This is a genomic window from Klebsiella sp. GL120222-02, from assembly GCF_003097195.1.
Lineage (GTDB): Bacteria > Pseudomonadota > Gammaproteobacteria > Enterobacterales > Enterobacteriaceae > Klebsiella > Klebsiella variicola.
The window spans coordinates 14,132-40,607 of the sequence record NZ_QEQO01000009.1 but is presented as its reverse complement, the minus strand read 5'-3'; the positions used below and the strand labels follow the sequence as shown (position 1 = coordinate 40,607).

Here is a 26,476-nt window from a genome sequence, read left to right as displayed (position 1 = left end):
CCGGGCCGCACCAGGCCCGGTATTGGTTTACAGCTTAATGAAATGCTCGCGATAGTAGGCCAGCTCGGCAACCGACTCGCGGATATCGTCCATCGCCTGATGGGTGCCCTGCTTTTTAAAGCCGTCGAGAATTTCCGGCTTCCAGCGGCGAGCCAGCTCTTTCAGCGTGCTGACGTCCAGATAGCGGTAGTGGAAATAGGCTTCCAGTTGCGGCATGTACTTAAACAGGAAGCGACGATCCTGGCCGATGCTGTTGCCGCAGATCGGCGACTTGCCCGCCGGCACCCACTGCTTAAGAAACTCAATGGTCGCCAGTTCGGCATCGTGCTCGCTGACGGCGCTGGCCTTCACGCGATCCACCAGTCCGCTGCCGGTATGCGTCCGCACATTCCACTCGTCCATTAATGCCAGCTGAGCATCCGACTGATGCACGGCGATGGTCGGCCCTTCAGCCAAAATGTTCAGGTTGGCATCGGTCACCAGGGTGGCGATTTCGATAATGCGATCGCGCTCCGGATCCAGCCCTGTCATCTCAAGATCGATCCAAATGAGGTTGTTTTCATTTGCACTCATGCTATTTTCCACCCTTCTTGCGTGACTATATTCATCTAAAATAGCGTGTATCATAGAGGTTTTGCCCCATCAGGGCGACCAGGAGCCAGTTCGATTGAGTAAAAATAAACTCTCCAAAGGCCAGCAGCGCCGCGTCAACGCCAACCACCAGCGCCGCCTGAAAACCACTGCGGAGAAGGCCGACTACGATGACAACCTGTTTGGCGAAACGTCGGAAGGCATTGTCATCAGTCGCTTTGGTATGCATGCCGACGTCGAATCCGCTGACGGTAGCGTCCATCGCTGCAACATTCGCCGGACAATCCGTTCGCTGGTCACCGGCGACCGCGTGGTCTGGCGGCCGGGTAAAGACGCCGCCGACGGCGTAAACGTCAAAGGGATCGTCGAAGCGGTGCACGAGCGCGCCTCCGTCCTGACGCGTCCGGATTTTTACGACGGCGTGAAGCCTATCGCCGCCAATATCGATCAGATCGTGGTGGTTTCCGCGATCCTGCCTGAACTGTCGCTGAATATTATCGATCGCTATCTGGTGGCCTGCGAGGCGCAGGATATCGAGCCGTTGATCGTCCTGAATAAAATCGATCTGCTGGATGACGATGGCCTGCGCTTCGTCAATGAGCAAATGGACATCTACCGCAATATCGGCTACCGCGTGCTCATGGTCTCCAGCCGGACTCAGGACGGTCTCAAGCCGCTGGAAGCGGCCCTGACCGACCGCATCAGCATTTTCGCCGGGCAGTCCGGGGTCGGTAAATCGAGTCTGCTGAACGCCCTGCTGGGGCTGAATGAGGATCAGATCCTCACCAATGATGTCTCGGACGTTTCCGGCTTAGGCCAGCACACCACCACCGCGGCGCGCCTCTACCACTTCCCGCACGGCGGCGATGTGATTGATTCGCCGGGCGTTCGTGAATTTGGCCTCTGGCATCTGGAAGCGGAACAAATCACCCATGGCTTTGTCGAATTCCATGATTATTTAGGCCATTGCAAATACCGCGACTGTAAACACGATAACGATCCTGGCTGTGCGCTTCGCGAAGCGGTAGAGAACGGCAAGATCGCCGAAAGCCGTTTTGAGAACTACCACCGCATCCTCGAAAGCATGGAGCAGGTACAGGTAAAAACGCGTAAAAACTTTTCCTCGTCCGATGACTGATCATTAAGCTGAGCATCACGTCAGGCTCTGCCAGGACGTGGTCAAAGTGCGACTAACGCGGATGCCATTTGGCGAGGTTTACGTATAGAATCGTCCCCTTTTTTCAGGACCCCGCCCGCGGGCGGGGTCAGGAACGACATATCATGGCCTGGAGGCTACTTTGTTAAACGATCTTAAACTTTCACTGCAATACATTCTGCCTAAACTGTGGCTCACCCGCCTCGCAGGCTGGGGTGCGAGCAAACGCGCAGGTTGGCTGACGAAGCTAGTCATCGATCTGTTCGTGAAATACTACAAGGTCGATATGAAAGAGGCGCAGAAGCCGGATACCGCGGCTTATCGCACCTTCAACGATTTCTTTGTGCGCCCGCTGCGCGACGACGTTCGCCCGCTGAATACCGATCCCAACGTGCTGGTGATGCCGGCCGATGGCGTGATCAGCCAGCTTGGCGCCATTGAAGACAATAAAATCCTGCAGGCCAAAGGTCATGACTACAGCCTGGAAGCCCTGCTGGCCGGCAACTATCAAATGGCCGGCCTGTTCCGTAACGGCAGCTTCGCCACCACCTATCTGTCGCCGCGCGACTATCACCGCGTGCACATGCCGTGCAACGGCATCCTGCGCGAAATGATCTACGTTCCTGGCGACCTGTTCTCGGTTAACCATCTGACGGCGCAGAATGTGCCTAACCTGTTCGCCCGTAACGAGCGCGTCATCTGCCTGTTTGATACTGAGTTTGGCCCAATGGCGCAAATTCTGGTGGGCGCGACTATCGTCGGCAGCATCGAGACCGTGTGGTCCGGCACCGTGACCCCGCCGCGCGAAGGCATTATTAAACGCTGGACCTGGCCCGCGGGTGACAGCGAAGGCTCCGTCGCCCTGCTGAAAGGCCAGGAGATGGGCCGCTTCAAACTGGGTTCCACCGTGATCAACCTGTTTGCCCCGGGCCAGGTGAAGCTGGTCGACTCGCTGCAAAGCCTGTCCGTGACTAAAATCGGCCAACCGCTGGCGACCGCCGTGGAAGCCAGCACCGCTGCTGAACCCGCGCCGTTACCGGAAGAAGAGATCCGCGCCGAACACCGCGCCAGCCCGCTGGTTGACGATACACAAGACCAAGGTTAATTCTTCAGCAAAAAGGGTTATGCCGTGCGCCTGATATACACTTTCCTGTTGGCCTTGAGCCTCAGTTTCGGGGCGTACGCTGCGACAGCCCCGGATGCTAAACAGATAACCCAGGAACTGGAACAGGCGAAGGCGGCAAAGCCCGCCCAGCCTGAAACCGTTGAAGTTCTGCAGTCCGCGCTGAACGCGCTTGAGGAGCAAAAATCGTCCCTCGAGCGCGCCCGTCAGTATCAGGACGTTATCGATAATTTCCCCAAACTGTTTCAAAGCCTGCGCTCCCAGCTCAACAATCTGAGCGAAGAACCGCGCCAGGTGCCAACCGGCCTGACCGCCGATGCGCTGAACCAGGAGATCCTGCAGGTCAGCAGCCAGCTGCTGGAATCGAGCCGCCAGGCGCAGCAGGAGCAGGATCGCGCGCGTGAAATCGCCGACTCCCTGAACCAGCTGCCGCAACAGCAAACCGATGCCCGTCGTCAGCTCAATGAGGTTGAGCGCCGCATCGGCACGCAAACCGGCAACAATGCTCTCGCCCAGGCGCAAAATCTTGCCCTGCAGGCGGAATCGGCGCGCCTGAAGGCGCTGGTGGATGAACTCGACCTCGCCCAGCTTTCCGCCAATAACCGCCAGGAGCTGTCGCGCGCCCGTTCCGAGCTGGCGCAAAAGCAGAGCGAACAACTGGATGCCTATCTGCAGGCGCTGCGCAATTTACAGAACAGCCAGCGCCAGCGGGAGGCGGAAAAGGCGCTGGAGAGCACCGAACTGCTGGCGGAGAACAGTGAAAACCTGCCGCCGGACATCACCGCCCAGTTCAAGGTCAACCGGGAGCTCTCCCAGGCGCTGAACCAGCAGGCGCAGCGCATGGATCTGGTGGCCTCCCAGCAGCGGCAGGCGACGAATCAAACGCTGCAGGTGCGCCAGGCGTTAAACACCCTGCGCGAGCAATCGCAGTGGCTGGGCTCTTCCAACCTGCTGGGTGAAGCCTTACGCGCCCAGGTGGCGCGACTGCCGGAACGCCCTCGCCCACAGCAGCTGGATACGGAAATGGCACAGTTGCGCGTGCAGCGTCTGCGCTTTGAAGATTTACTCAGTAAGCAACCACAGCTGCGGCAGATCCGTCAGGCCGACGGCCAACCGCTGACCAGCGAGCAGAACAAGATCCTGCAGGCGCAGCTGCGCACGCAGAACGAGCTGCTGAACTCGCTGCTGCGCGGCGGCGATACTCTGATGCTGGAGCTCACTAAGCTGAAGGTCGCCAACGGCCAGCTGGAAGACGCGCTGAAAGAGATCAACGAAGCGACCCACCGCTATCTGTTCTGGACTTCGGACGTCAGCCCCATCGGCTTCTCCTGGCCGCTGGAGATTGTCCAGGATCTACGGCGTCTGATCTCCCTGGATACCATCAGCGAGCTGGGCAAAGCCAGCGCGATGATGCTCACCAGCAAAGAGACCTTGCTGCCGCTGTTTGCCGCCCTGCTGCTGGTTGGCTTTAGCATCAGCTCCCGACGCCATTTCACCCGCTTCCTTGAGCGCTCCAGCGCCCGGGTGGGGAAAGTCACCCAGGATCACTTCTGGCTGACGCTGCGCACGGTCTTCTGGTCGATACTGGTGGCCTCGCCGCTGCCGGTGCTGTGGATGACGCTCGGCTATGGCCTGCAGTCCGCCTGGCCCTTCCCGCTGGCGGTGGCGATAGGCGATGGGGTCACGGCGACCGTGCCTTTGCTGTGGGTGGTGATGATCTGCGCCACCTTCGCCCGGCCAAACGGGCTGTTTATCGCCCACTTCGGCTGGCCGCGTAACCGCGTGGCGAAAGCGATGCGCTACTACCTGATGAGCATCGGGCTGATTGTGCCGCTGATTATGGCGCTGATCATGTTTGATAATCTTAACGACCGCGAGTTCTCCGCTTCGCTGGGCCGCCTGTGCTTCCTGTTGATCTGCGGCGCGCTGGCGGTGGTTACCCTGAGCCTTAAGCACGCCGGTATTCCGCTCTATCTGGATAAAGAGGGGAATGGCGACAATATGGTGAACCGCCTGCTGTGGAACCTGATGCTTGGCGCCCCGCTGGTGGCCATGCTGGCGGCCGCCGTCGGCTACCTCGCCACCGCCCAGGCGCTGCTTGCGCGTCTGGAAACCTCGGTCGCCATCTGGTTCCTGCTGCTGGTGGTCTATCACATCATCCGCCGCTGGATGCTGATCCAGCGCCGCCGGCTGGCCTTCGACCGGGCCCGCCACCGTCGCGCGGAAATTCTCGCCCAGCGCGCCCGCGGCGAAGATGAGCCCGTTCACGTCAGCAGTCCGGAGGGGTCGGTGGAGACGGAGGTCAGCGAGGTCGATCTCGATGCCATCAGTACCCAGTCGCTGCGGCTTGTGCGTTCCCTGCTGATGCTGATCGCGCTGCTGTCGGTCATCGTGCTGTGGTCGGAAATTCACTCGGCGTTTGGCTTCCTTGAGAATATCTCGCTGTGGGACGTGACCTCGACGGTACAAGGGGTGGAAAGCCTTGAGCCGATCACGCTTGGCGCGGTGTTGATTGCCATTCTGGTGCTGATCATCACCACTCAGCTGGTGCGCAACCTGCCCGCGCTGCTGGAGCTGGCGATCCTCCAGCATCTCGATTTAACGCCCGGCACCGGCTACGCCATCACCACCATCACCAAATATCTGCTGATGCTCGTCGGCGGGCTGGTGGGCTTCTCGATGATCGGTATTGAGTGGTCGAAGCTGCAGTGGCTGGTCGCCGCGCTGGGTGTGGGTCTCGGGTTTGGCCTGCAGGAGATCTTCGCCAACTTTATCTCCGGCCTGATTATCCTGTTTGAGAAGCCGATCCGCATCGGCGATACAGTCACCATTCGCGACCTGACGGGCAGCGTCACCCGCATTAATACCCGTGCGACCACCATCAGTGACTGGGACCGGAAAGAGATTATCGTGCCGAACAAGGCGTTCATCACCGAACAGTTTATCAACTGGTCGCTGTCAGACTCAGTCACCCGCGTGGTGCTGACGGTGCCGGCACCCGTGGATGCCGATACCGACGAGGTCACGAAAATTCTCATTGCCGCGGCGCATCGCTGCTCGCTGGTCATCGATACCCCGGCGCCGGAAGCGTTTCTCGTCGACCTGCAGCAGGGGATCCAGATTTTCGAGCTGCGTATTTTTGCCGCGGAGATGGGGCATCGCATGCCGCTGCGCCATGAGATGCATCAGCTGATCCTGGCGGGCTTCCGCGAACATGGCATTGATATGCCGTTCCCTCCGTTCCAGATGCGTTTGGAAAGTATCGACGGCAGGCAAAGCAGTAAAACCATGACCTCGGCCGGAAAAACCAGCCGCCGTACGGCTGGTAGCCTGTAAACCATCCCCTGCCCGGCTGCACCGCCGGGCAGGTTCTTTAACTCTCCATCACCAGCGCGCCGGACGCCATGCGCCGACGGTAGCTTTCGTAGATCCCCAGCGCCAGCAGTGAGAAGAAGATCGGTCCACCGACCATCCACAGGGTACTGTTCCAGTCCCCGCTGTCGATGACGGGTTGGATAATGGTGAAGATATTGGCGAAAGTCACCACCAGCAACACCACGCCGGTCGCCAGCAGCGTCGACGAACGGTTTTTGAAAATCACGAACGGTCGGTCAAGATGCGTTTTCGCCTTGAAGAACGGGAAGGCGATGGTCAGGAATAGATAGGGCAAGGTCATGGAGACATTGGCCATCAGCGTCAGCTTGTTATAAAACGCGGAAGCGCTATCCCCACCGAACGATACCAGTACGATAAACACCCCGACCAGCAGACACTGCAGCCACATCGCCGCGGCGGGCATGCCGTTGACGTTGAGACGGGTCATCACCGACGGCCAGAGCGCTTTTGGCGTGCCCTGGATAATCGCTTTCAGGGGAGAATAGCTGAGGGTGAAGAACGCGCCGGTGTAAGCGAGAAACATCGACAGGCCGGTAATACGGGCGAACCAGACTCCGGTCAGGGCCGCCGACTCTGGCGTCAGGTGCAGAGCCTGGCCGAGCGTCGTCCCAAGGCTGGTCATCAGCACATAGGTGATGTTGCCGAGGTTGGTCGAACGCGCGCCAAGCACCTGCTGCCAGTTGGCGCTCACGCCCCACAGCACAATCGCCAGCGAGTAACCGACCGAGATAACGATCGCCGCGATGATAATACCTTTGGCAAAGTTCTTTTCCGGCTTATCAGTCTTATCCACTAAGCCGCCGACCGCCTCAATTCCGCCATAGGCAAAGATGGCAAATACCACAAACGACAGCATCGCCATGCCCGACTGATACCCGGGATTAGGTGAAAGGGTGAAGTTTAACGGTTGGGCGAAATGGCCGCCGTTGAGCAGGAGGATCGCCCCACTCACCAGCAGTAGCACCAGGTTAAGCCCCATCACCGCGATACCGCCGACGGCGGTGATTTTGGCGATTTTATTGATCCCTTTGACGGCAATAAAGGTCACGACACCCATCCAGCAGGCTGCCAGAATGCCCACCGTCTGCGTCGGGGTCAGGCTAGCCAGCGCCCAGGTCTGGGTTTTGTCCGCGCCAAACAAAAAGGTGGATAACGGCACCCAAATTTTAGCCGCCGTACTCACCATCCACACCACGTACGACGCAAACCACATAAAGGTGCCGATGAAAGCAAAGCGCGGCCCGACGCTGTGGTTCATCCAGGAATAGATCCCGCCCTCTTCGCGACGATAAGCCGAGCCCATCTCCGCCATCATCAGCGCGAACGGAATAAAGAAAAAGAGGGCGGAAAAAAGATAAAACGGCATCGCACTGTAGCCCATCAGATAAAACGCCGACGGGCTGTTGGCAAAGCCAAACACCGAAGTGAAGATCATCAGAATCAGCCCAATCAGGCTCATCTTCTTGAATTGTTGATGCATAAATCTATCCAAACGTGGGCATCACCCAACAGGCAACGCCTGGCCTCAAAAAATGAGCGCGGATAGTAGCAAAAGCACGGAAGGAGATTGTGGGTATTCGGGCGAAAACCGGGATCGCGTGAGGGAGGATCGGTCAGGGCGGGTCTGTCACCTCCCCCGCTCTAAGGCGGCAGGAGGTGACAGCGCCATCAGGCGCGGTCGACCGTAAAGGCGATCACCTCGCCGATGCTTTCGGCACCCAGCGCCAGCATCACCACACGGTCAACGCCCAGCGCCACGCCGGAGCAGTCCGGCAGGCCCGCCTCCAGCGCCGCCAGCAGGTTGTTATCGATAGGCTGCTGCGGAAGGCCGCGCGCGGCGCGTTTGCGGTTGTCCTGCTCGAATCGCAGACGCTGTTCGCGGGCATCGGTCAGCTCGTGGAAACCATTCGCCAGCTCAATACCTTTGTAGTAAACCTCGAAGCGCTCAGCGACCCGATGATCTTCCGGGCTGATCTGCGCTAACGAGGCCTGGGTGGCCGGGAAATGATAGATAAACGTCGGCCGATCTTTACCGATGTGCGGCTCCACGCCCATGGTGAACAACAGTTGCAGCAGCGTGTCGCGATCTTCTTCAGTATCGGCGATATTGCTTAAATCCAGCTTCGCCGCGACTTCACGCAACTGCGTTTTATCAGCAGAGAGCGGATCAATATCCAGATGACGCTGGAACGCCTGCTGATAGGAGAGGCTTTCCGCTGGCTGACACTCCAGAACCTGCTGCAGCAGGTCGTCCACCTCGTTGATCAGGCGATACATGTCATAGCACGGACGATACCACTCCAGCATGGTGAATTCCGGGTTGTGATGCCGGCCCATCTCTTCATTACGAAAGCTGCGACACAACTGGAAAACCGGACCGCAGCCCGCCGCCAGCAGGCGCTTCATATGGTATTCCGGACTGGTCATCAGGTACAGATTGAGTCCCTGTGAATGGCCCGGGCCGACGAAACGGGTTTCGAACGGGAACAAATGAATATCCGTTACCGTCGCCTGACTCATGCAAGGCGTCTCCACCTCCAGCACGCCGCGATCGGTAAAGAAACGGCGGATTTCCGCCATCACCGCCGCGCGTTTCAACAGATTGGGAATGGGTGCGCTCGGCTGCCAGGTTGCCGTCTCGCTCATGGTACTTTCTCCGATTGCAAATTAAGGGCACGAAGTCTACTCGCAACCGGCGAGTGAAACAAATTTTGTGCAATCCCCGGCAGATTACATGCCATTAATCTATCGTTAACCTGAATGCATAAATATCACTGATAAATAACCGCACATATCGATAAAAAAATCGAACACGTCAATTTTCCTTACTGACCCTACGGCTATACTCCTGTACCTATAAAGGAGCAGTGATACTTTTTCGCCAGCCCGGCGGCGAAATACACTAAAACTGGAGGAATGTCGTGCAAACTTTTCAAGCCGATCTCGCCGTAATTGGTGCTGGCGGAGCAGGCCTACGCGCCGCTATCGCCGCCGCCCAGGCCAACCCCAATGCCAAAATCGCCCTGATTTCTAAAGTCTATCCGATGCGCAGCCATACGGTCGCTGCAGAAGGGGGGTCCGCAGCCGTTGCCCAGGATCACGATAGCTTTGAGTATCATTTTCACGACACCGTCGCCGGAGGCGACTGGCTGTGCGAGCAGGATGTCGTCGACTATTTCGTTCATCACTGCCCAACGGAAATGACCCAGCTGGAACAGTGGGGATGCCCGTGGAGCCGCCGCCCCGACGGCAGCGTCAACGTCCGGCGCTTCGGTGGGATGAAAATCGAACGCACCTGGTTTGCCGCCGATAAAACCGGCTTCCACATGCTGCATACTCTCTTCCAGACCTCCCTTCAGTTTCCCCAAATTCAGCGCTTTGATGAACATTTCGTCCTTGACCTGCTGGTCGATGACGGGCAGGCCCGCGGCCTGGTAGCGATGAATATGATGGAAGGCACCCTGGTGCAGATCCGCGCTAACGCGGTCGTGCTGGCTACCGGCGGCGCCGGGCGCGTCTATCGTTACAACACCAACGGCGGCATCGTTACTGGTGATGGTATGGGTATGGCGCTGGGCCATGGCGTGCCGCTGCGCGATATGGAATTTGTTCAGTATCACCCGACCGGCCTGCCGGGCTCCGGGATCCTGATGACCGAAGGCTGCCGCGGTGAAGGCGGGATTCTGGTCAACAAAAACGGCTATCGCTACCTGCAGGATTACGGCATGGGCCCGGAGACCCCGCTCGGCGAACCGAAGAACAAATATATGGAGCTGGGTCCACGCGACAAAGTGTCCCAGGCCTTCTGGCACGAATGGCGGAAAGGGAACACCATCCCGACGCCGCGCGGCGACGTGGTCTATCTCGATCTCCGCCACCTCGGCGAGAAAAAACTGCTGGAGCGTCTGCCGTTTATCTGTGAACTGGCGAAAGCCTACGTCGGCGTCGACCCGGTGAAAGAGCCGATCCCGGTGCGCCCGACCGCGCACTACACCATGGGCGGTATCGAAACCGATCAGCAGTGCGAAACCCGGATCAACGGGCTGTTTGCCGTGGGCGAATGCTCGTCCGTCGGTCTGCACGGCGCCAACCGTCTGGGTTCCAACTCGCTGGCCGAGCTGGTGGTCTTCGGCCGCCTGGCCGGGGAACAGGCTATGCAGCGCGCCGCACAGACGACTGAGGCAAATAGTGCCGCACTGGATGCACAGGCCGCCGATGTAGAGCAACGGCTGAAAAATCTCGTTAACCAGCAAGGTAACGAAAACTGGGCGAAAATCCGCGACGAAATGGGGCTGTCGATGGAGGAAGGCTGCGGCATCTACCGTACGCCGGAGCTGATGCAGAAAACTATCGATAAGCTGGCTGAGCTGCAGGAGCGCTTCAAGCGCGTGCGCATTACCGACAACTCCAGCGTGTTCAACACCGACCTGCTGTACACCATTGAACTGGGACACGGCCTGAACGTTGCCGAATGTATGGCGCACTCGGCCATCGCCCGAAAAGAATCGCGCGGTGCGCACCAGCGTCTGGATGAGGGCTGTACCGAGCGCGACGACGTCAACTTCCTCAAGCACACCCTCGCCTTCCGCGAGGCCGATGGCACCACCCGTCTGGAATATGGCGACGTGAAGATCACCACGCTGCCACCGGCAAAACGTGTCTATGGCGCCGAAGCGGAAGCGGCTGAGAAGAAGGAGACCACCCATGGCTGAGATGAAAAACCTGAAAGTCGAAGTGGTGCGCTACAACCCGGAGGTCGACACCGCACCGCATAGCGCATTCTATGACGTGCCCTATGATGAGCAGACCTCGCTGCTGGACGCCCTGGGCTACATCAAAGACAACCTGGCGCCAGACCTGAGCTACCGCTGGTCCTGCCGGATGGCGATCTGCGGCTCCTGCGGCATGATGGTCAACAAGGTGCCGAAGCTGGCCTGCAAAACCTTCCTGCGCGATTACACCAAAGGCATCAAAGTTGAGGCGCTGGCCAACTTCCCGATCGAACGCGATCTGGTGGTGGATATGACCCACTTTATCGAAAGTCTGGAGGCCATTAAGCCGTATATCATCGGCAATAACCGCACGCCGGACCAGGGGCCAAACAAGCAGACGCCAGCCCAGATGGCCAAATACCATCAGTTCTCCGGCTGCATCAACTGCGGGCTGTGCTATGCCGCCTGCCCGCAGTTCGGCCTGAATCCGGAATTTATCGGCCCGGCGGCGATCACCCTCGCCCACCGCTACAACGAAGACAGCCGCGACCACGGCAAAAAGGAACGTATGGCGCAGCTTAACGGCCAGAACGGCGTCTGGACCTGTACTTTCGTGGGCTACTGCTCGGAAGTGTGTCCGAAGCACGTCGACCCGGCGGCCGCGATCCAGCAGGGCAAGGTGGAAAGCTCGAAAGACTTTCTTATCGCCACCCTGAAACCACGCTAAGGAGTGCATTATGACGACGAAACGCAAACCCTACGTGCGGCCAATGACCTCCACCTGGTGGAAAAAGCTGCCGTTTTATCGCTTCTACATGGTGCGGGAAGGGACAGCGGTACCGACGGTATGGTTTAGCATTGTGCTGATTTACGGGCTGTTTGCCCTCAAGCACGGCGCCGAAAGCTGGGCGGGATATATCGGATTCCTGCAAAACCCGGTGGTGGTGATCCTCAATCTGATTACCCTGGCGGCGGCGCTGCTGCACACCAAAACCTGGTTTGAGCTGGCGCCGAAAGCCGCCAACGTCATCATCAAAGGCGAAAAAATGGGGCCAGAGCCGGTCATTAAAGGGCTCTGGGTGGTAACGGCGGTGGTCACTGTGGTGATCCTGTTTGTGGCCCTGTTCTGGTAAGGAGGCTGAGATGATTAATCCCAATCCGAAACGTTCCGATGAACCCGTATTCTGGGGGCTGTTTGGCGCAGGCGGCATGTGGGGCGCGATCGTCGCGCCGGTGATGGTGCTGCTGGTCGGCATCTTGCTGCCGCTGGGGCTCGCCCCGGCAGACGCCTTCAGCTATGAGCGCGTGCTGGCTTTTGCCCAAAGCTTTATCGGCCGCGCATTCATCTTTCTGATGATTGTTCTGCCGCTGTGGTGCGGTCTACACCGTATTCACCACGCCATGCACGACCTGAAAATCCATGTACCCAACGGTAAGTGGGTCTTCTACGGCCTGGCGGCAATCCTCAGCGTCATCACCCTCGTTGGCGTACTGTTTATCTGATCCTGCAAGAGCCCGGTCGCATTTCTGCTACCGGGCTCGCTTCATGTAAAAATCTTGCCGCCTTTTCCCTGCTGGACTCTACACTTAGCTTAAAAGCCAGCAAGGAGCATGCCATGCGTATCCTGCCGATAATCACCGCGATTGCCGTCTCGTTCCTGTCTGTCGCCTGCAGCACGCCCACCCCGCCGCCGGGCATCACCGTGGTCAGTCCCTTCGACGTTCAGCGCTATCTGGGTACCTGGTATGAAATCGCCCGCTTTGACCACCCTTTTGAAAGCGGTCTGGAAAAGGTCACGATCGCCTGGCACCCACGCGATGACGGCGGCCTGGACGTGGTCAATAAAGGCTATAACCCCGACCGCGGTATGTGGCAGAAAACGGACGGAGTGGCGTACTTTACCGGCGAGCCCAGCCGCGCCGCGCTGAAGATCTCCTTCTTCGGCCCTTTCTACGGCAGCTATAACGTCATTGCCCTGGATAAGGAGTATCGTTACGCGCTGGTCTGCGGACCCGATCGCGACTATCTCTGGTTACTGGCGCGGGCACCCACCATCGCTCCGGAGGTCAGGCAGCAGATGCTGGATATTGCTACCCGGCAGGGCTTTGATGTCAGCAAACTGATCTGGGTCAATCAGCGCTACAACTAGTGCGCGCTAATCTTCAGGCCAATGATGCCGACCACGATGCAGGCGAGACTGGCGATACGCATAGCGCTGGCGGATTCACCTAACAATACAATACCGGTCACGGCGGCGCCCACAGCGCCGATTCCGGTCCAGACGGCGTAAGCAGTTCCCACCGGCAGGGTTTTCATCGCCCACGAAAGCAGCGCCATGCTGACGACCATCGCCACGATGGTGATGACGCTGGGAACTAGCCGGCTAAAGCCATGGGTATATTTCAGGCCGACGGCCCATACCACTTCCAGCAGACCAGCGATAAATAAGACTATCCAGGACATAAGGCTCCTTTGCTGGGGCCGTCCCCGGATGAGAAACGCTTACGGGTCGTCCCGTAAGGTGGATGAAAAGTCGCAGTGAGTATATCCAACAGGATGGGGGAAGTGAAGAACGGTACGGCGTAAAACCGTACCGTCGACGGCGTTTATTGCTGAGCTTTGGTTGCCGCGCCAGAGATTGCGCTGCCGCCTTCTGAAATATCCTGACCCACTCCGCGCGTAGTGTTACAAGCAGTCAGTGCTGAAGAGAGGACCAAAACCGTAAAGAACGCTGCAATCGTTTTTTTCACCATAATGTCATCCTTAGTGTCAGTTTTGTTTTCATGCCCTATAAGCATAGACAAACCGTCCACAGATGAAGGGATCTTTGCGATTTTTAAGAGAAAAGGAATATTCGTGGAGGAAGCTGGCGCGCCAGGAGGCAACCGCCACTAGCAAAACGGAAGGAAATTTAGCTCACGGCGTGAGAGATGGCGTGGCCCAGGCCCTGAATATCTTCACCCACTCCGCGGGCGGTGTTGCAGCCAGCCAGTAACGCGCTGCTCAGAAACAGTAACACCAGAAGTTTTACGCTGCGCTTCATGTCTCGTGTTCGTCATACCTGTGCGTAAAGAGCGGCGCAGCACGGAGGCTGCGCCAGTCATCATGACGCGAAATTATTTCACGCGGGATACGTATTCGCCAGAGCGAGTATCCACTTTGATCACTTCGCCAATCTGGACGAACAGCGGAACTTTAACCACGGCGCCAGTAGACAGGGTCGCTGGTTTACCGCCAGTACCCGCGGTGTCGCCTTTCAGACCTGGATCGGTTTCAATGATTTCCAGCTCAACGAAGTTCGGCGGGGTGACCGCGATCGGCTGGCCGTTCCACAGGGTCACGATGCACTCAGCCTGATCCAGCAGCCATTTAGCGTTGTCACCGATTGCTTTCGCGTCAGCAGACAGCTGTTCGAAAGTTTCGTTGTTCATGAAGTGCCAGAACTCACCGTCGTTATACAGGTAAGTCAGGTTCATATCGACAACGTCCGCGCCTTCTGCCGAATCGGTAGATTTGAAGGTTTTCTCAACACGGGTGCCAGTCAGCAGGCGGCGCAGTTTAACGCGCGCAAACGCCTGGCCTTTACCTGGTTTAACGAATTCGCTGGCTTCTACCGCATAAGGTTCGCCATCTAACATGATTTTAAGACCAGCACGAAAATCGTTGCTATAGTAAGTCGCCATAAGGCCCTCTGAAATTGTTTAACTGGTAGCTAAGCCACAAAATGGCGCATATTGTAACCCTAAATACCCCATCCAGAGAAGATTGGATAACGCAACTTGCCAATGTTGTGACCAGTCCTGATGAACTGCTGCGTCTTTTAAATGTAGACGCTGATGAAAAACTGCTGGCCGGACGCGAGGCCAGACGCCTGTTCCCGCTGCGCGTCCCGCGCGCGTTTATCGCCCGCATGGAGAAAGGCAACCCTAACGATCCGCTGCTTCGTCAGGTACTTACCGCCGAGGAAGAGTTTATCGTCGCCCCCGGATACTCCACCGATCCGCTGGAAGAACAGCACAGCGTGGTGCCCGGCTTGTTGCACAAATATCACAACCGGGCACTGCTACTGGTGAAAGGCGGTTGTGCGGTAAATTGTCGTTACTGCTTCCGCCGCCACTTCCCATACGCCGAAAATCAGGGCACCAGGCGCAACTGGCAGACGGCAATGGACTACATCGCAGCGCATCCGCAGCTTGATGAAATCATCTTCTCCGGCGGCGACCCGCTGATGGCAAAGGACCATGAGCTTGACTGGCTGATGACCCAGCTGGAAGCTATTCCGCACGTTAAGCGTCTGCGTATTCACAGCCGCCTGCCAATTGTGATCCCGGCGCGCATCACCGAGACGCTGGCCAGCCGCTTCCAGCGTTCGTCGCTGCAGGTAATCCTGGTTAACCACGTCAACCACGCCAATGAAATTGACGATGAGTTCCGCGCGGCGATGGCCATGCTGCGTCAGGCGGGCGTCACGTTGCTCAACCAGAGCGTGCTGCTGCGCGGGGTGAACGACAACGCGCAAACCCTCGCCGACCTCAGCAATGCGCTGTTTGACGCCGGGGTAATGCCCTACTACCTGCACGTGCTGGATCGGGTGCAAGGGGCGGCGCACTTCATGGTTAGCGATGATGAAGCCCGTGAAATCATGCGTGAACTATTGACCCTCATCTCCGGCTACATGGTGCCGAAGCTGGCGCGCGAGATCGGCGGGGAACCCAGCAAGACGCCGCTGGATTTAGGGCTGAAGCAGCGATAAACGTCAGATTCACTTGTCTGCCAGGACGCTCTGGCAGACAAACCATGTGAAGCCATTTCTTGCCAGAGGATTAGGTAAACAGCTATCAGCTGTCAGCTATCGCATTACGTGATAACCCCCTATTGCGACAAGCTAACGGTGAAGCACCACCAGCACCACGATATTAATCACAATCATCACTACAATCAGCGCGATTAACCAGGTGGGCATTTTAAAAGTTACCTGTAATCGTTCCGATTGTTTTCCTGGTATCTCCACTTTATTCTCTATCAACTCATTGCCCTGAATCGCTAAGCTTTCTGTTAATGGAATAACTACGTGATCGTCAGAATGACCTTTTCTCTCGGCAGTAACGTCGGCAACCTTATTATTTTGATAATGCGTTAATGTCGCCCGATTCATATTCTCGCACTCTTCATCAGAGAGAGGGATGATCAGGGTATCTGGCGCGACGCTAAACCCTTTTTGCCTGACGGTGATAATGATATCCGCCGACAGCCCCGCTTTGAGCAATGATTTTCGCAGCAAAGAGATATTTTGATAGAACGTATTTTGTGACACCACCACTCCCCGGGTTTCCCAAACAGCAGCCAGAAATTCATCCCGCGAAATCACTTTACCGCTATTCTGCAAGAGTAACAGCAAGCATCTGGCAGTGGGCGCATTGAGGCTGACACACTCTCCGTCACCTGAAAGCGGCCGCAGCTCATTCATATTTGCATTGAAGATAACTTCATGATTAATCATACACCCATTAAATAACGCAGCGTTATCCATATCCCTGCCCCACGAAAAACCATTATCCATAATAAATTCTAATTGGTTCAGCCAACATGGTCTATGAACATTATCATTTCAAAAAGGAACGAGTTTAGTTCACATTGACCGGCGCCACACAGAATACAGGAGATAAATCAATATGCGACAGTTATCTTGTTTAGCCCCCGCATTTTCAGATTAAATTCACCTCAAATAATGGCAGCATCTCAATCTACTATAAAAGCATTAAATTCAGAGGCATTTCATAAAGAATTCACAAGCATTTTTTGCACCATGCTTTTAAATTACTCCCGCTTTCCCATGGTTCGCTATGGCAAGCGATATGGTAGCGTTGTTCAACAGGATGATTAGTCTCAGCACTATATAAAGGAATGCTGGCGCTTATTTTCAATATCAATGCGAATGCATACTCCATTCCCTTGATAACTGTTATCGACTCTACACAGGACTAAGTATCTATATATGGATTAATTAAATGAAAAAGACAATCGTAGCTGTAATGGTCGCTGCATCTGCAGTGCTGAGTGCTCAGGCAATGGCAACTAACACTGCTCAGGTAACTGTACTGGGTGAAGTCTCTGATGCAGCTAACTCTTGCGTCGTGACTCCGACGGGTACCCTGAACAACGGTATCGTTCAGCTGATCACTGTGACCACTGCGGAAGCAAATGCTGAAGCGGCAGGTACTCTGTTCAAAACTCAGGACTTCGGTTTTAAAGTTACTGACTGCGCACAGGGCAGCGCTAACCCGGTTACTGGCCTGACTGTAAACGTTGCCGGTATCACCTCCAGCGATAAAACCATCCTGGACAACACCGCAGCTGGCGGCGCTACCGGTATCGGTATCGGTATCCAGCGTCTCAGCGATTCCCATCGCGTAGCCTTCGACGGTTCTGACACCATGACCGAAAGCTACTCTGCTACTACCGGTACTCAGCTGAAGTACACCACTGGTTATGTAAAAGTGAACTCTGCTACTCCGGTAACCGAAGGCCCGGTTAAAGGTGTTGCGACCTTTACTATCGATTACACCATCTAATTTTTCCCCAAAGGGCCCCGCTTCACGGCGGGCCCTTTTTTGCATTCAGAGAAAAAACATGTTCAGGACTTTATTAACTTTCACCGCTTCCTGTGCATTACTCCTCAGCAGTATTGCCCATGCCGGTATTGTAGTGGAATCCACCCGCTATCTGTATAAAGAAGGCGCACGTGAAATCACCGCGCAAATAGAAAATAAAGATGATATTCCCTATCTGATTAAATCCTGGGTTGAAGCGCCGGCAGGAAAAGCGCCCTCTTTTATGGCTACACCGCCGCTGTTCCGCCTTGAAGGGAAACAACAGAATACGGTTCGTCTGTTTTCTAACGGAAACGTTAATGCGCCGACCGACCGGGAATCCATGTACTATTTTAACGTCATGGCGATTCCTCCGGCAGATGATGCCAAAGCGAATAACAACACCATTCAACTGGCAGTCCGTCACCGCATGCGTCTGGTCTATCGCCCTAAAGCACTTTTCGACCTCTCCCCTAATACGGAAGCGAAAAAGCTCGAATGGCGAAAATCTGGCACTAAGCTGACGATCAAAAATCCAACACCCTTTTTCTTCTATTTCCATAGCATCCAGATTGGCAGCAAAGAAGTGAAGCCGGAAGTCAACTCGGTCGCCCCGATGACGACTAAAGAAGTGACGTTAAAAGAAAATATTAATGCCTCCAGCATTACCTGGAAAGTTGTCAATGATTATGGCGGAGCTGGGTCGCTCTACTCCTCATCGCTGTAATAAGAATTTATTTTATCATTATAGGGATGTGTCTATGCCAAATAAGAATAATGGATTATTCAAACTATCCACCATCTTCCTTGCAATGCTTCCGGCATTGCTTTCTGGTTTGAATAATAAAGCGCAAGCACGTGACTTTTTCGATCCCTCATTCATTAGCTCATTGAATGGTAGCGATCCATCAACCACCCCTGACTTATCCGTATTTCAGACCCAGAACGCGCAGGCGCCGGGGGATTATCGGGTCGATATCATGTTTAATGGCCGCTACCTGGATACCAGGACGATAAAGTTTGTCGCCAACAATCGCGCCAGCAGCGATAACCGCGAACCCGCTCTGGTTCCCTGCCTGAGTCTAAAAGCTCTCGCGGAATATGGCGTAAGGATAAAAGCTTTTCCAGAGTTAGCCGAGGATCAAAACGGCTGTGCAAACTTTTCTGTCATTCCGGACACCAAAGCGGACTTTGACTTCACCGCCCAGCGCTTAAATATCTCTATTCCGCAGGCGGCCTTATCCACCACCGCGCAGGGATATATTCCACCGGATCAGTTTGATGATGGCATCAACGCCCTGCTGGTGAACTACCAGTTCAGCGGCTCGAACGACATGCAGGCCAATGATGAATACTACAGCCTGAACCTGCAGTCTGGCCTCAACGTTGGCCCATGGCGTATCCGCAACCTCAGCACATGGAATAAAAACAATGGCGATGCCGGGGATTGGGATTCCGCCTATCTCTATATGCAGCGCAGTATTCGCCCGATCAACAGTAACCTGGTGATGGGCGAAAGTTCATCGCTCTCAACCATCTTCGACAGCGTGCCGTTTACCGGTATTCAGCTGGCCACCGATACCACGATGTTGCCGGAAAGTATGCGTGGCTATGCGCCGATTATTCGCGGTATCGCCAAAACCAACGCCCGCGTCGTCATTAAACAGAACGGCTACCAGGTTTACCAGACCTACGTGGCGCCTGGGGCATTTGAAATCACCGATATGTACCCGAGCGGCGGTAGCGGCGACCTTTACGTCAGCGTGGAAGAGTCCGACGGATCCAAGCAAGAATTTGTTGTGCCGTTCGCCACCCTGCCGGTCATGGTGCGTGAAAATCAACTGGAGTATGAGATTACTTCCGGTAAATATCGTCCTTACGATGGTGGAGTCGATGAAACGCCATTTACTCAGGCTACCGCGACCTACGGCGTCTCCAGCAGCCTGACAGTATATGGCGGCATGCAGGCGGCCTCGCGCTACCAGGCGCTATCGACGGGTCTCGGCTATAACCTCGGCGAGCTAGGCGCCGCCTCGGCAGACGTCACCCAAGCCTGGTCGAAAATGAAAGACGATGAAAAGACCTCCGGGCAGTCCTGGCGCGTACGTTACGGGAAAAACATCGTCGAAACCGGCACTAACGTCACCATCGCGGGCTACCGCTATTCCACCCGCGGGTTTAATACCCTCTCCGAGGTGCTGGATAGCTACTCTAATGACGGCAACTATAGCCCGCGTTCGCTGCGTAACCGTACCAACCTGACGGTTAACCAAAGCCTGGGTAAAGACCTGGGTAGCCTGTCCGTTAGTGGATTAATTGAAGATTACTGGGACGATAAGCGCACCAACAAGTCGATCAGCGTGGGGTACAACGGCGGCTTCCGCAATGTGAACTACTATCTGGGCTATAGCTATAACCGTTACACCTGGAGCGGGGATAGCTCCGGTAAAGACGCCCAGGACGATCAGCGCATCACCCTGACGGTGACCCTGCCGCTGAGCAACTGGCTGCCGGGTACCTATACCAGCTATCAGTTAACCAACAGCAATCCGGGATCAACCGATCAGTCGGTATCCATAGGGGGGGTCGGGCTGGATAACGACAGCCTCGAGTGGAGCCTGCAGCAAGGGTACAGCAACCGGGAATACTACAGCGGCGATATGCGCGGGACTTATAACGGCGCCCGCGGCAGCGTTAATGCCGGCTACAGCTATGACAATAACAGCCAACGTATTGACTACGGCGCCAACGGCAGCATTCTTGCCCATGCCGATGGCATCACGCTTGGCCAGGACATCACCGACGCTGCCGTGCTGATTAAAGCACCAGGGCTGGATGACGTCAGACTGGCCAACGATAACACCATCTCCACCGACTATCGCGGTTACGCTATCGTCCCGTACGTTACGCCTTATCGTCGCACCGATATCACACTGGACAGCACCACCCTTGGTGAAGATATGGAACTGCCAGAAACCACGAAGAGCGTTGTTCCGACGCGTGGTGCCATCGTACGTGCAAGTTATGACGGCAATATCGGCCAGCGGGCCTTTGTGCATCTGAAAACCGCCAATGGTCAGGACGTACCTTATGGCGCAATGGTCCTGCTCGCCGGAAATAGTAAATCGCAGCCAAGTATCGTCAGCGACGCGGGCATGGTCTATATGTCCGGCTTGCAGCAGACCGGGATCCTTAACGTTCAGTGGGGCAAAAGCGCCGCGCAGCAGTGCAATGCTTCATTTACTTTACCGGCCAGGGAAGGCAAAGCGACTGGCATCAGTCAAATCGAAGCGGTTTGCCGTTAGTCATCCATAGGGGAATATATTGATGAAAAGAATTTTTATCCTAATAACATTGCTGATGCTGGGTAGTGAGGCTGCTGCTAAGTGCACATATAGCGGCACTACCAAGCGTCAAGGCTTAACGCTGAACAATGTCAAAATTCCAACGGATACTTCCATTCCGGTAGGGACTGTATTGTATACCCATAAGTTTGGTACTGGATCGTATAAAGGTTTCACTTGTGATAAAAGCACCGATGACCAATATATTATTGATGTCGGGGCCGCCGCTGTTTCAGGCGTTACCGGTATTCAGGGCGGTACCGTATATGAAACGGGGATTGATGGCATTGGGTTTCAAGTCTCGGATTTATTGCGCAGTAAAAATGGCGCTCTGGTCGTTGCCGAGGCAGGTTCGACCCTGGTGCCGATAACAAAATCAACCGAGAATAACTATCAATTTATTACCGTATGGCTAGTCAAAACTAAAACCGTAATTGATACCAGCACCAAGTCCAGCTCAAACCCCTCCGTTTCATTTTCGGTAGGGAATCTAAAAACCAACCCGGTCGCGAATGACAGACTCATATACGAAGCAATTTCCATTTCAATTAAAAACATCAATTATCGTACTACATCTTGTAATATTTCTACGCCACGGTCGCAGGTGACACTGAATCGCATCGACAAAGGACAGCTCATGTCGCTGGCTCGCGGAGCAATAACGCCATCGCAGAAAACCATTGCTATGAACATCAGTTGTCCCAATGACTCTGTAGGTAATACTCTCACTTATTGGTTTAACCCGATCGGCGGAATCAGCGCCTCAGGGAATGGTATAGTCGACAATATGCTTGTTGGATCAGATGCAGCAAACAAAGTAGGAGTCATATTCAAGCTTTCGGGTAGCCCTATCGTTTTCTATGATACCGATAGTTACAATTATAAAATAAATACCAGCAACGATCTCAACAAAACCATCAACATTACCGCTGATTATTATCGACAAAGTGATAGTAGCGCCGATGTCACAATGGGTCTTGTTAAAGGAATGATGGAAGTTGTTATTCAGGAGGATTAATCCCTTTAAAAAGGAGAGTCTAGTTACTCTCCTTTTGCCCCCTTGGATGGCTATAACAATCTCTGTAAATAAAAAATATTTAAGAATAATTACTATAAAATATCTCGGCTTATTCATCATAATTAAGAGAGAAAAATAATATGGGAAATACATGTGCGCTGGTATTGTAATAACACATAAAAAACGATTCAGAATTATGAAAATAGAAATGGTAAGGAGCTTACAGAACATCTTACCCTTTGTGTAATAGAAAGTTGTTAGGTTATTGAAAATATTCAGCCTCTCAGTTTCTCAAGTTCTCAAGTTCTCAAGTCGCAATCATCCCACCAGCAGCTCTGGTTGGCCATCTAAAAAGTCTTGGTGCCGTCAGGCCTTATAAATGCCCACCAAATATAACAAGTTGTTATAAAAAAGTCATTTTGGGTCCCCAGATTACTTTGTCTATACGGCGAGAGGGAAATATGTAGAGATTATCAGATGATGGTAGCTCCTTTATGAGAGAAAGCGTTAAAAAGCTTTTAAATTCATGCCATTATGTATTTTGATCTCTAAATGAATTCATCAATTATTCATGATTTATTCACACTCTGTCAGGTTGATTTATTCCGACATCAATTATATATTTCTAGCCGACCTGACAACCAGGTTAACATGTAATAAGAGTTTTAATATATTTAATATAATTTAATTTAAAGGAATAAATATGAAACAATTAACAGTATTTGAGATGGAAGAAATCTCTGGTGGCTATAGCTGGGATTTTTCATCTTTTTCAAGTGCGATTACTAGTCTGGGTGCAAATGCTGTAGAAGCAGTTCAAGCAGGAATCATAGCTGCAACTGCAGGTGCACTTGCTGGCGCAGCGATGGGTGGAGTTCTTGGTGGTAATGGAGGCGGTATCTTTGGTATTGGTTCAATCGGCCAAGGCGTCGGTACCTTCCTTGGTTTAATTATCGGTGGTATTGGATGCGCTATCGGTGGTGTGATGGTTGGCTGGGATAAAACCTATGAGCTGTGCACTGCCCTGGCGCAAGGCTTCGTTGACGGAACCATTGCTTATTGGTAAGTAGCTCTTAAACATAATAAAGAGGCCCAATACAGGGCCTCTTTTATTTCAAAAGCAAATAACACAAGCAAAGAAAATGTTGAAAAATATATATCGCAAGGAAGCGATTGAATATAAGAAAAGCCACTGGAAGGGTAAGGCGTTATTACTGGCCGGTCTTCCTGCCTGGCTAATTGTATCGATCTCACTTCTTTTCCTTATCACTCTTATCACTACTGTCATAACATGCTCATTTACACAGCGCATTGATGTTCATGGTGAAGTGATTACGCTACCGCACTCGGTTAATGTTTTTGCCCCTCAGCAAGGGTTTGTTCTTTCACAATTAGTTAAAGTTGGCGATTCAGTTGCAAAAGGGCAACCACTATATGAAATTGATGTATCCAAGAATACTATCAACGGTAACGTCAGTGCTGCTCAAATTAAAGTCATAAATGAAAAGATAGCCAACGCAAAAGATATTATCGAAAAACTTTCCCGCAACAAAAAAGAAACGCTCAGTGTTCTGGAAAAGCAACTACTGACAACGAATGAATCACTACAAGAAACCAATCGCATGCTGGCTAACACCCAAGCCGGCTTAAAAAAAATGCATATTAACCTTTCCAGCTATGACAAATATCTCAGCGAAGGTTTAATCACTAAAGATCAGTACAACTATCAGCACTCACTTTATTTTCAGCAACAAAGTGCCTATCAATCACTTGTTAGCCAGAAAATGCAATTAGAGTCTCAAGTTACTCAATTCAAAAGTGATAAAGTGACAAAACTAGCTGACTTTGATAATCAAATATCTAGTCAGCAAAATCAGATTAACGATTTCAAGAATCAATTGGTAGAATCTAGTGCAAATGGAAACGTTGTCATCAAAGCAACAACGGAAGGCCGTATTGAATCGTTAGCTGTGACTAAAGGACAAATGGTCGAGAACGGCAGTAGCCTGGCACAAATTAAGCCAACAGGAGATGTAGAATATTACCTTATTTTATGGTTACCAAACAACAGTATTCCTTATGTTAAAATTGGTGATACTATTAATATTCGTTATGATGCATTCCCTTCTGATAAGTTTGGGCAATTCCATGGAGAAGTTATCTCTATATCATCAGTTCCTGCGTCACGGCAGGAGATGTCAGAATACACCAATGTAAGTAATGGTTCCAATCAGCAAGAACTTGCACTCTATAAAACTATTGTAAGGCTTAGAGATAAAACATTTTATTATGATGGGAAAACATTGTCACTATCTAATGGGTTGAAAGCACAAGCAGTTGTGTTTCTTGAGAAACGTCCTCTTTATATGTGGATGTTTACACCTTTTTATAAAATTTCTCAAAGCGTAAGTGGGCCGATCAATGACTAATGAATTATTCACGAATATTATTTCAAAACTCAATTTTTCAATACGTCACAAAACGCCTATTATATTACAAGCTGAAGCAGCAGAATGCGGTATTGCCTGTCTGGCAATGGTTAGTGGGCACTATGGACTGGATATTGATCTCTTCAATTTCCGTCAACGTTTTGGTAGTCCGGCTCAGGGTGTAACGCTGATATCTTTAAGCAAAACTGCTGATCATGCTGGACTAAAAAGCAGAGCGTTGTCTCTCGATCTCGATGAAGTCAAGCAGTTAAAGTTACCCTGCATATTACACTGGGGAATGAACCACTTTGTCGTCCTAACCAAAGTACGCAAAAATAGCTTCATAGTTCACGATCCGGCGCTGGGAAAACGAATTATCGGCATCCAGGAGATGTCGAATTATTTTACTGGCGTCGCCTTAGAACTATGGCCCGATCATAATTTTCAGCAGGAAAAGGCCAAGTCTCGATTGCGTCTGCTGGATCTAATGAAAAATATCATTGGGTTAAAATCCGTGCTATTAAAAATATTCGCATTCTCGGTGGTTGTGGAGGCTATTGGTTTATTGTTGCCAATAGGTACCCAGCTGGTTACTGACCACGTAATAATGGCACACGATCAAAGCCTGCTAGCGGTAATTTGTATCGGCTTAGTATTTTTTACCCTATTCCGTACCTTTATTAGTATGCTGCGTGCCTGGACCTCACTGACGCTAAATACATTAACGAATATACAATGGAAAACTACTCTTTTCGATCATCTGACCAGCCTACCGCTCTCATTCTTTGAGAAGCGTCATCTGGGAGATATTCAGTCACGTTTTTCATCCCTGGATACTATTCGTTCCACATTTACCAACAGTATAGTCAGCGGTATTATTGATTCGATCATGACTATCGGCCTGCTGATCATGCTGACGTTATACGGCGGCTGGCTGACCTGGGTAGTGGTCGGTTTTACCTTATGCTACGCAATTATGCGCTTTGCGACTTATCGCTTCTATCGCCGTGTAACTGAAGAGCAGGTGATCAAAGGTGCACGCTCAAGCTCGCATTTTATGGAATCGCTCTATGGTGTCTCAACAATCAAGGCGTTGAATCTGAAAGAACGTCGCTCCCAACACTGGCTCAATATCAATATAGATGCCTGCAATGCAGGCATCAAACAAACTCGCTTCGATATGATGTTTAGTGGGATCAACACCTTTATAACAGCAATTGATCAAGTCGCTGTTCTATGGCTGGGTGCTATCATGGTTATTGATAATAATATGACCCTCGGGATGTTCATGGCATTTAACGCCTACCGTGGCCAGTTCTCACAGCGTGCTTCAAATCTCGTCGATCTATCTATGCAGCTGCGAATGCTATCCTTACATAACGAACGTCTGTCAGAGATCGTCTTTAGCGAGCCGGAAAAAGAGCTCCCCGCGCGAGAAGTATTTTCTCCGGATTCAGGTGCCAAACTGGAGGTCAAAAACCTCTGTTATCAATATGACCCATTTTCTCAGCCGATTTTTTCAAATTTAAATATCACGGTTGAGCCTGGGGAATCCGTGGCCCTGGTCGGTCCTTCAGGCGTTGGTAAAACCACGCTATTAAAAGTGATGTGTGGTCTGCTTTCACCAACCAGTGGCGATGTGTTAGCTGATAATCTTGATATCACTAAAATCGGCCTGAATAATTATCGCCAAGGTACCGCTTGTGTATTGCAGGAAGATCGTCTTTTTTCCGGATCGCTTATCGATAATATCAGCGGTTTCGAAGATAATGCCGTTATAGATTTTGTGATCGAGTGTGCAAAACGTAGCAACATCCACGATGAAATTCTGAAGATGCCAATGGGTTATGAAACGATTATTGGGGAACTTGGTCTAGGCATTTCAGGTGGGCAAAAACAGCGCATCCTAATCGCTCGCGCTCTATACCGTAAGCCCAGTATTCTTTTTATGGATGAAGCTACCAGTCATCTCGATCTTAATAATGAGTCAGCTATAAACCAATCAATATCAGCCTTGAGAATCACTCGTATTATTGTTGCTCATCGGCCTTCTACGATCGCTTCGGCGGATCGTATTATAGATTTATCACAACCTAATTTGTTAGTTTCAGCATAA

General features: G+C 52.8%; 24 protein-coding genes. 16 read left to right on the top strand and 8 right to left on the bottom strand.

Annotated features, from left to right (window positions below):
* Window positions 1-27 precede the first annotated feature (27 nt).
* On the bottom strand, window positions 28-573 hold the full coding sequence (gene orn, locus N438_RS22750) for an oligoribonuclease (RefSeq protein ID WP_004206435.1): 546 nt from the start codon (window positions 571-573) through the stop codon (window positions 28-30).
* A gap of 94 nt (window positions 574-667) precedes the next feature.
* On the opposite strand from orn, the gene rsgA reads away from it, so the two are divergent.
* The 3 genes from rsgA (at window position 668) to mscM (ending at window position 6,206) form a co-directional block, all read left to right on the top strand.
* Window positions 668-1,729, top strand: coding sequence for a small ribosomal subunit biogenesis GTPase RsgA (rsgA, locus tag N438_RS22740; protein ID WP_008807202.1), 1,062 nt, complete (start codon window positions 668-670; stop codon window positions 1,727-1,729).
* Window positions 1,730-1,889: 160 nt separating this feature from the next.
* Window positions 1,890-2,852 (top strand): archaetidylserine decarboxylase, encoded by a 963-nt coding sequence (gene asd, locus N438_RS22735; RefSeq protein WP_110243038.1) that lies wholly within the window; start codon window positions 1,890-1,892, stop codon window positions 2,850-2,852.
* A gap of 24 nt (window positions 2,853-2,876) precedes the next feature.
* Window positions 2,877-6,206 (top strand): miniconductance mechanosensitive channel MscM, encoded by a 3,330-nt coding sequence (mscM, locus tag N438_RS22730; RefSeq protein WP_022064597.1) that lies wholly within the window; start codon window positions 2,877-2,879, stop codon window positions 6,204-6,206.
* A gap of 37 nt (window positions 6,207-6,243) precedes the next feature.
* On the opposite strand, the gene yjeM is transcribed toward mscM, so the two are convergent.
* Window positions 6,244-7,746 (bottom strand): glutamate/gamma-aminobutyrate family transporter YjeM, encoded by a 1,503-nt coding sequence (gene yjeM / locus N438_RS22725; RefSeq protein ID WP_012543119.1) that lies wholly within the window; start codon window positions 7,744-7,746, stop codon window positions 6,244-6,246.
* A gap of 188 nt (window positions 7,747-7,934) precedes the next feature.
* Window positions 7,935-8,912 (bottom strand): elongation factor P--(R)-beta-lysine ligase, encoded by a 978-nt coding sequence (gene epmA / locus N438_RS22720; RefSeq protein WP_008807206.1) that lies wholly within the window; start codon window positions 8,910-8,912, stop codon window positions 7,935-7,937.
* Between the two features lie 275 nt (window positions 8,913-9,187).
* On the opposite strand from epmA, the gene frdA reads away from it, so the two are divergent.
* From frdA to N438_RS22695, 5 genes are all read left to right on the top strand, one after another.
* Window positions 9,188-10,978, top strand: coding sequence for a fumarate reductase (quinol) flavoprotein subunit (frdA, locus tag N438_RS22715; RefSeq protein WP_110243036.1), 1,791 nt, complete (start codon window positions 9,188-9,190; stop codon window positions 10,976-10,978).
* The gene (gene frdB / locus N438_RS22710; protein ID WP_004177729.1) at window positions 10,971-11,705 is read left to right on the top strand and encodes a fumarate reductase iron-sulfur protein; all 735 of its coding nucleotides are present in this window, start codon (window positions 10,971-10,973) and stop codon (window positions 11,703-11,705) included. The genes frdA and frdB overlap by 8 nt, the downstream gene beginning before the upstream one ends.
* 10 nt (window positions 11,706-11,715) lie before the next feature.
* Window positions 11,716-12,111, top strand: coding sequence for a fumarate reductase subunit FrdC (gene frdC, locus N438_RS22705; protein ID WP_002885530.1), 396 nt, complete (start codon window positions 11,716-11,718; stop codon window positions 12,109-12,111).
* A 10-nt stretch (window positions 12,112-12,121) separates the two neighbouring features.
* Window positions 12,122-12,481: a fumarate reductase subunit FrdD gene (frdD, locus tag N438_RS22700; RefSeq protein ID WP_002885526.1), complete on the top strand. Its 360-nt coding sequence runs from the start codon at window positions 12,122-12,124 to the stop codon at window positions 12,479-12,481.
* 113 nt (window positions 12,482-12,594) lie between these two features.
* Window positions 12,595-13,128: a lipocalin family protein gene (locus tag N438_RS22695; RefSeq protein ID WP_012969121.1), complete on the top strand. Its 534-nt coding sequence runs from the start codon at window positions 12,595-12,597 to the stop codon at window positions 13,126-13,128.
* On the opposite strand, the gene sugE is transcribed toward N438_RS22695, so the two are convergent.
* From sugE to efp, 4 genes are all read right to left on the bottom strand, one after another.
* The gene (sugE, locus tag N438_RS22690; RefSeq protein ID WP_008807209.1) at window positions 13,125-13,442 is read right to left on the bottom strand and encodes a quaternary ammonium compound efflux SMR transporter SugE; all 318 of its coding nucleotides are present in this window, start codon (window positions 13,440-13,442) and stop codon (window positions 13,125-13,127) included. The two genes, N438_RS22695 and sugE, sit on opposite strands and share 4 nt — an antisense overlap.
* A 143-nt stretch (window positions 13,443-13,585) precedes the next feature.
* Complete coding sequence (gene ecnB, locus N438_RS22685; RefSeq protein WP_004206423.1) at window positions 13,586-13,732, bottom strand: lipoprotein toxin entericidin B; 147 nt, start codon at window positions 13,730-13,732, stop codon at window positions 13,586-13,588.
* Between the two features lie 158 nt (window positions 13,733-13,890).
* On the bottom strand, window positions 13,891-14,022 hold the full coding sequence (locus N438_RS22680; protein ID WP_002885511.1) for an entericidin A/B family lipoprotein: 132 nt from the start codon (window positions 14,020-14,022) through the stop codon (window positions 13,891-13,893).
* Between the two features lie 73 nt (window positions 14,023-14,095).
* Window positions 14,096-14,662, bottom strand: a complete 567-nt coding sequence (efp, locus tag N438_RS22675; protein WP_002885506.1) for an elongation factor P — start codon at window positions 14,660-14,662, stop codon at window positions 14,096-14,098.
* 41 nt (window positions 14,663-14,703) lie between these two features.
* Between efp and epmB the strand changes: the two genes are divergently transcribed.
* Window positions 14,704-15,732, top strand: coding sequence for an EF-P beta-lysylation protein EpmB (gene epmB, locus N438_RS22670; RefSeq protein ID WP_008807210.1), 1,029 nt, complete (start codon window positions 14,704-14,706; stop codon window positions 15,730-15,732).
* Between the two features lie 132 nt (window positions 15,733-15,864).
* On the opposite strand, the gene N438_RS22665 is transcribed toward epmB, so the two are convergent.
* Window positions 15,865-16,509 (bottom strand): winged helix-turn-helix domain-containing protein, encoded by a 645-nt coding sequence (locus N438_RS22665; RefSeq protein ID WP_023296918.1) that lies wholly within the window; start codon window positions 16,507-16,509, stop codon window positions 15,865-15,867.
* Window positions 16,510-16,987: 478 nt separating this feature from the next.
* On the opposite strand from N438_RS22665, the gene N438_RS22660 reads away from it, so the two are divergent.
* From N438_RS22660 to N438_RS22630, 7 genes are all read left to right on the top strand, one after another.
* Complete coding sequence (locus N438_RS22660; RefSeq protein WP_016160141.1) at window positions 16,988-17,551, top strand: fimbrial protein; 564 nt, start codon at window positions 16,988-16,990, stop codon at window positions 17,549-17,551.
* A 58-nt stretch (window positions 17,552-17,609) separates the two neighbouring features.
* Complete coding sequence (locus tag N438_RS22655) at window positions 17,610-18,296, top strand: molecular chaperone (RefSeq protein ID WP_016160140.1); 687 nt, start codon at window positions 17,610-17,612, stop codon at window positions 18,294-18,296.
* Window positions 18,297-18,330: 34 nt separating this feature from the next.
* The gene (locus N438_RS22650; protein ID WP_023339438.1) at window positions 18,331-20,874 is read left to right on the top strand and encodes a fimbria/pilus outer membrane usher protein; all 2,544 of its coding nucleotides are present in this window, start codon (window positions 18,331-18,333) and stop codon (window positions 20,872-20,874) included.
* A 22-nt stretch (window positions 20,875-20,896) separates the two neighbouring features.
* Window positions 20,897-21,931 carry a fimbrial protein gene (locus tag N438_RS22645; RefSeq protein ID WP_100751369.1) on the top strand — a complete coding sequence of 345 codons (1,035 nt, stop codon included), beginning with the start codon at window positions 20,897-20,899 and terminating at the stop codon, window positions 21,929-21,931.
* A gap of 703 nt (window positions 21,932-22,634) precedes the next feature.
* On the top strand, window positions 22,635-22,997 hold the full coding sequence (locus N438_RS22640) for a hypothetical protein (RefSeq protein WP_023339435.1): 363 nt from the start codon (window positions 22,635-22,637) through the stop codon (window positions 22,995-22,997).
* Between the two features lie 76 nt (window positions 22,998-23,073).
* Complete coding sequence (locus N438_RS22635) at window positions 23,074-24,360, top strand: HlyD family secretion protein (protein WP_023339434.1); 1,287 nt, start codon at window positions 23,074-23,076, stop codon at window positions 24,358-24,360.
* On the top strand, window positions 24,353-26,476 hold the full coding sequence (locus N438_RS22630; RefSeq protein ID WP_116696528.1) for a peptidase domain-containing ABC transporter: 2,124 nt from the start codon (window positions 24,353-24,355) through the stop codon (window positions 26,474-26,476). Before N438_RS22635 ends, N438_RS22630 begins: the two co-directional genes overlap by 8 nt.

What these genes read in the sequence shown, in the direction of transcription:
- orn (WP_004206435.1), bottom strand. Translation starts at nt 573, where the DNA reads ATGAGTGCAAATGAAAACAACCTCATTTGGATCGATCTTGAGATGACA.
- yjeM (WP_012543119.1), bottom strand. Translation starts at nt 7,746, where the DNA reads ATGCATCAACAATTCAAGAAGATGAGCCTGATTGGGCTGATTCTGATG.
- epmA (WP_008807206.1), bottom strand. Translation starts at nt 8,912, where the DNA reads ATGAGCGAGACGGCAACCTGGCAGCCGAGCGCACCCATTCCCAATCTG.
- frdB (WP_004177729.1), top strand. Translation starts at nt 10,971, where the DNA reads ATGGCTGAGATGAAAAACCTGAAAGTCGAAGTGGTGCGCTACAACCCG.
- frdC (WP_002885530.1), top strand. Translation starts at nt 11,716, where the DNA reads ATGACGACGAAACGCAAACCCTACGTGCGGCCAATGACCTCCACCTGG.
- frdD (WP_002885526.1), top strand. Translation starts at nt 12,122, where the DNA reads ATGATTAATCCCAATCCGAAACGTTCCGATGAACCCGTATTCTGGGGG.
- N438_RS22695 (WP_012969121.1), top strand. Translation starts at nt 12,595, where the DNA reads ATGCGTATCCTGCCGATAATCACCGCGATTGCCGTCTCGTTCCTGTCT.
- sugE (WP_008807209.1), bottom strand. Translation starts at nt 13,442, where the DNA reads ATGTCCTGGATAGTCTTATTTATCGCTGGTCTGCTGGAAGTGGTATGG.
- ecnB (WP_004206423.1), bottom strand. Translation starts at nt 13,732, where the DNA reads ATGGTGAAAAAAACGATTGCAGCGTTCTTTACGGTTTTGGTCCTCTCT.
- N438_RS22680 (WP_002885511.1), bottom strand. Translation starts at nt 14,022, where the DNA reads ATGAAGCGCAGCGTAAAACTTCTGGTGTTACTGTTTCTGAGCAGCGCG.
- efp (WP_002885506.1), bottom strand. Translation starts at nt 14,662, where the DNA reads ATGGCGACTTACTATAGCAACGATTTTCGTGCTGGTCTTAAAATCATG.
- epmB (WP_008807210.1), top strand. Translation starts at nt 14,704, where the DNA reads ATGGCGCATATTGTAACCCTAAATACCCCATCCAGAGAAGATTGGATA.
- N438_RS22665 (WP_023296918.1), bottom strand. Translation starts at nt 16,509, where the DNA reads ATGGATAACGCTGCGTTATTTAATGGGTGTATGATTAATCATGAAGTT.
- N438_RS22660 (WP_016160141.1), top strand. Translation starts at nt 16,988, where the DNA reads ATGAAAAAGACAATCGTAGCTGTAATGGTCGCTGCATCTGCAGTGCTG.
- N438_RS22655 (WP_016160140.1), top strand. Translation starts at nt 17,610, where the DNA reads ATGTTCAGGACTTTATTAACTTTCACCGCTTCCTGTGCATTACTCCTC.
- N438_RS22650 (WP_023339438.1), top strand. Translation starts at nt 18,331, where the DNA reads ATGCCAAATAAGAATAATGGATTATTCAAACTATCCACCATCTTCCTT.
- N438_RS22645 (WP_100751369.1), top strand. Translation starts at nt 20,897, where the DNA reads ATGAAAAGAATTTTTATCCTAATAACATTGCTGATGCTGGGTAGTGAG.
- N438_RS22640 (WP_023339435.1), top strand. Translation starts at nt 22,635, where the DNA reads ATGAAACAATTAACAGTATTTGAGATGGAAGAAATCTCTGGTGGCTAT.
- N438_RS22635 (WP_023339434.1), top strand. Translation starts at nt 23,074, where the DNA reads ATGTTGAAAAATATATATCGCAAGGAAGCGATTGAATATAAGAAAAGC.
- N438_RS22630 (WP_116696528.1), top strand. Translation starts at nt 24,353, where the DNA reads ATGACTAATGAATTATTCACGAATATTATTTCAAAACTCAATTTTTCA.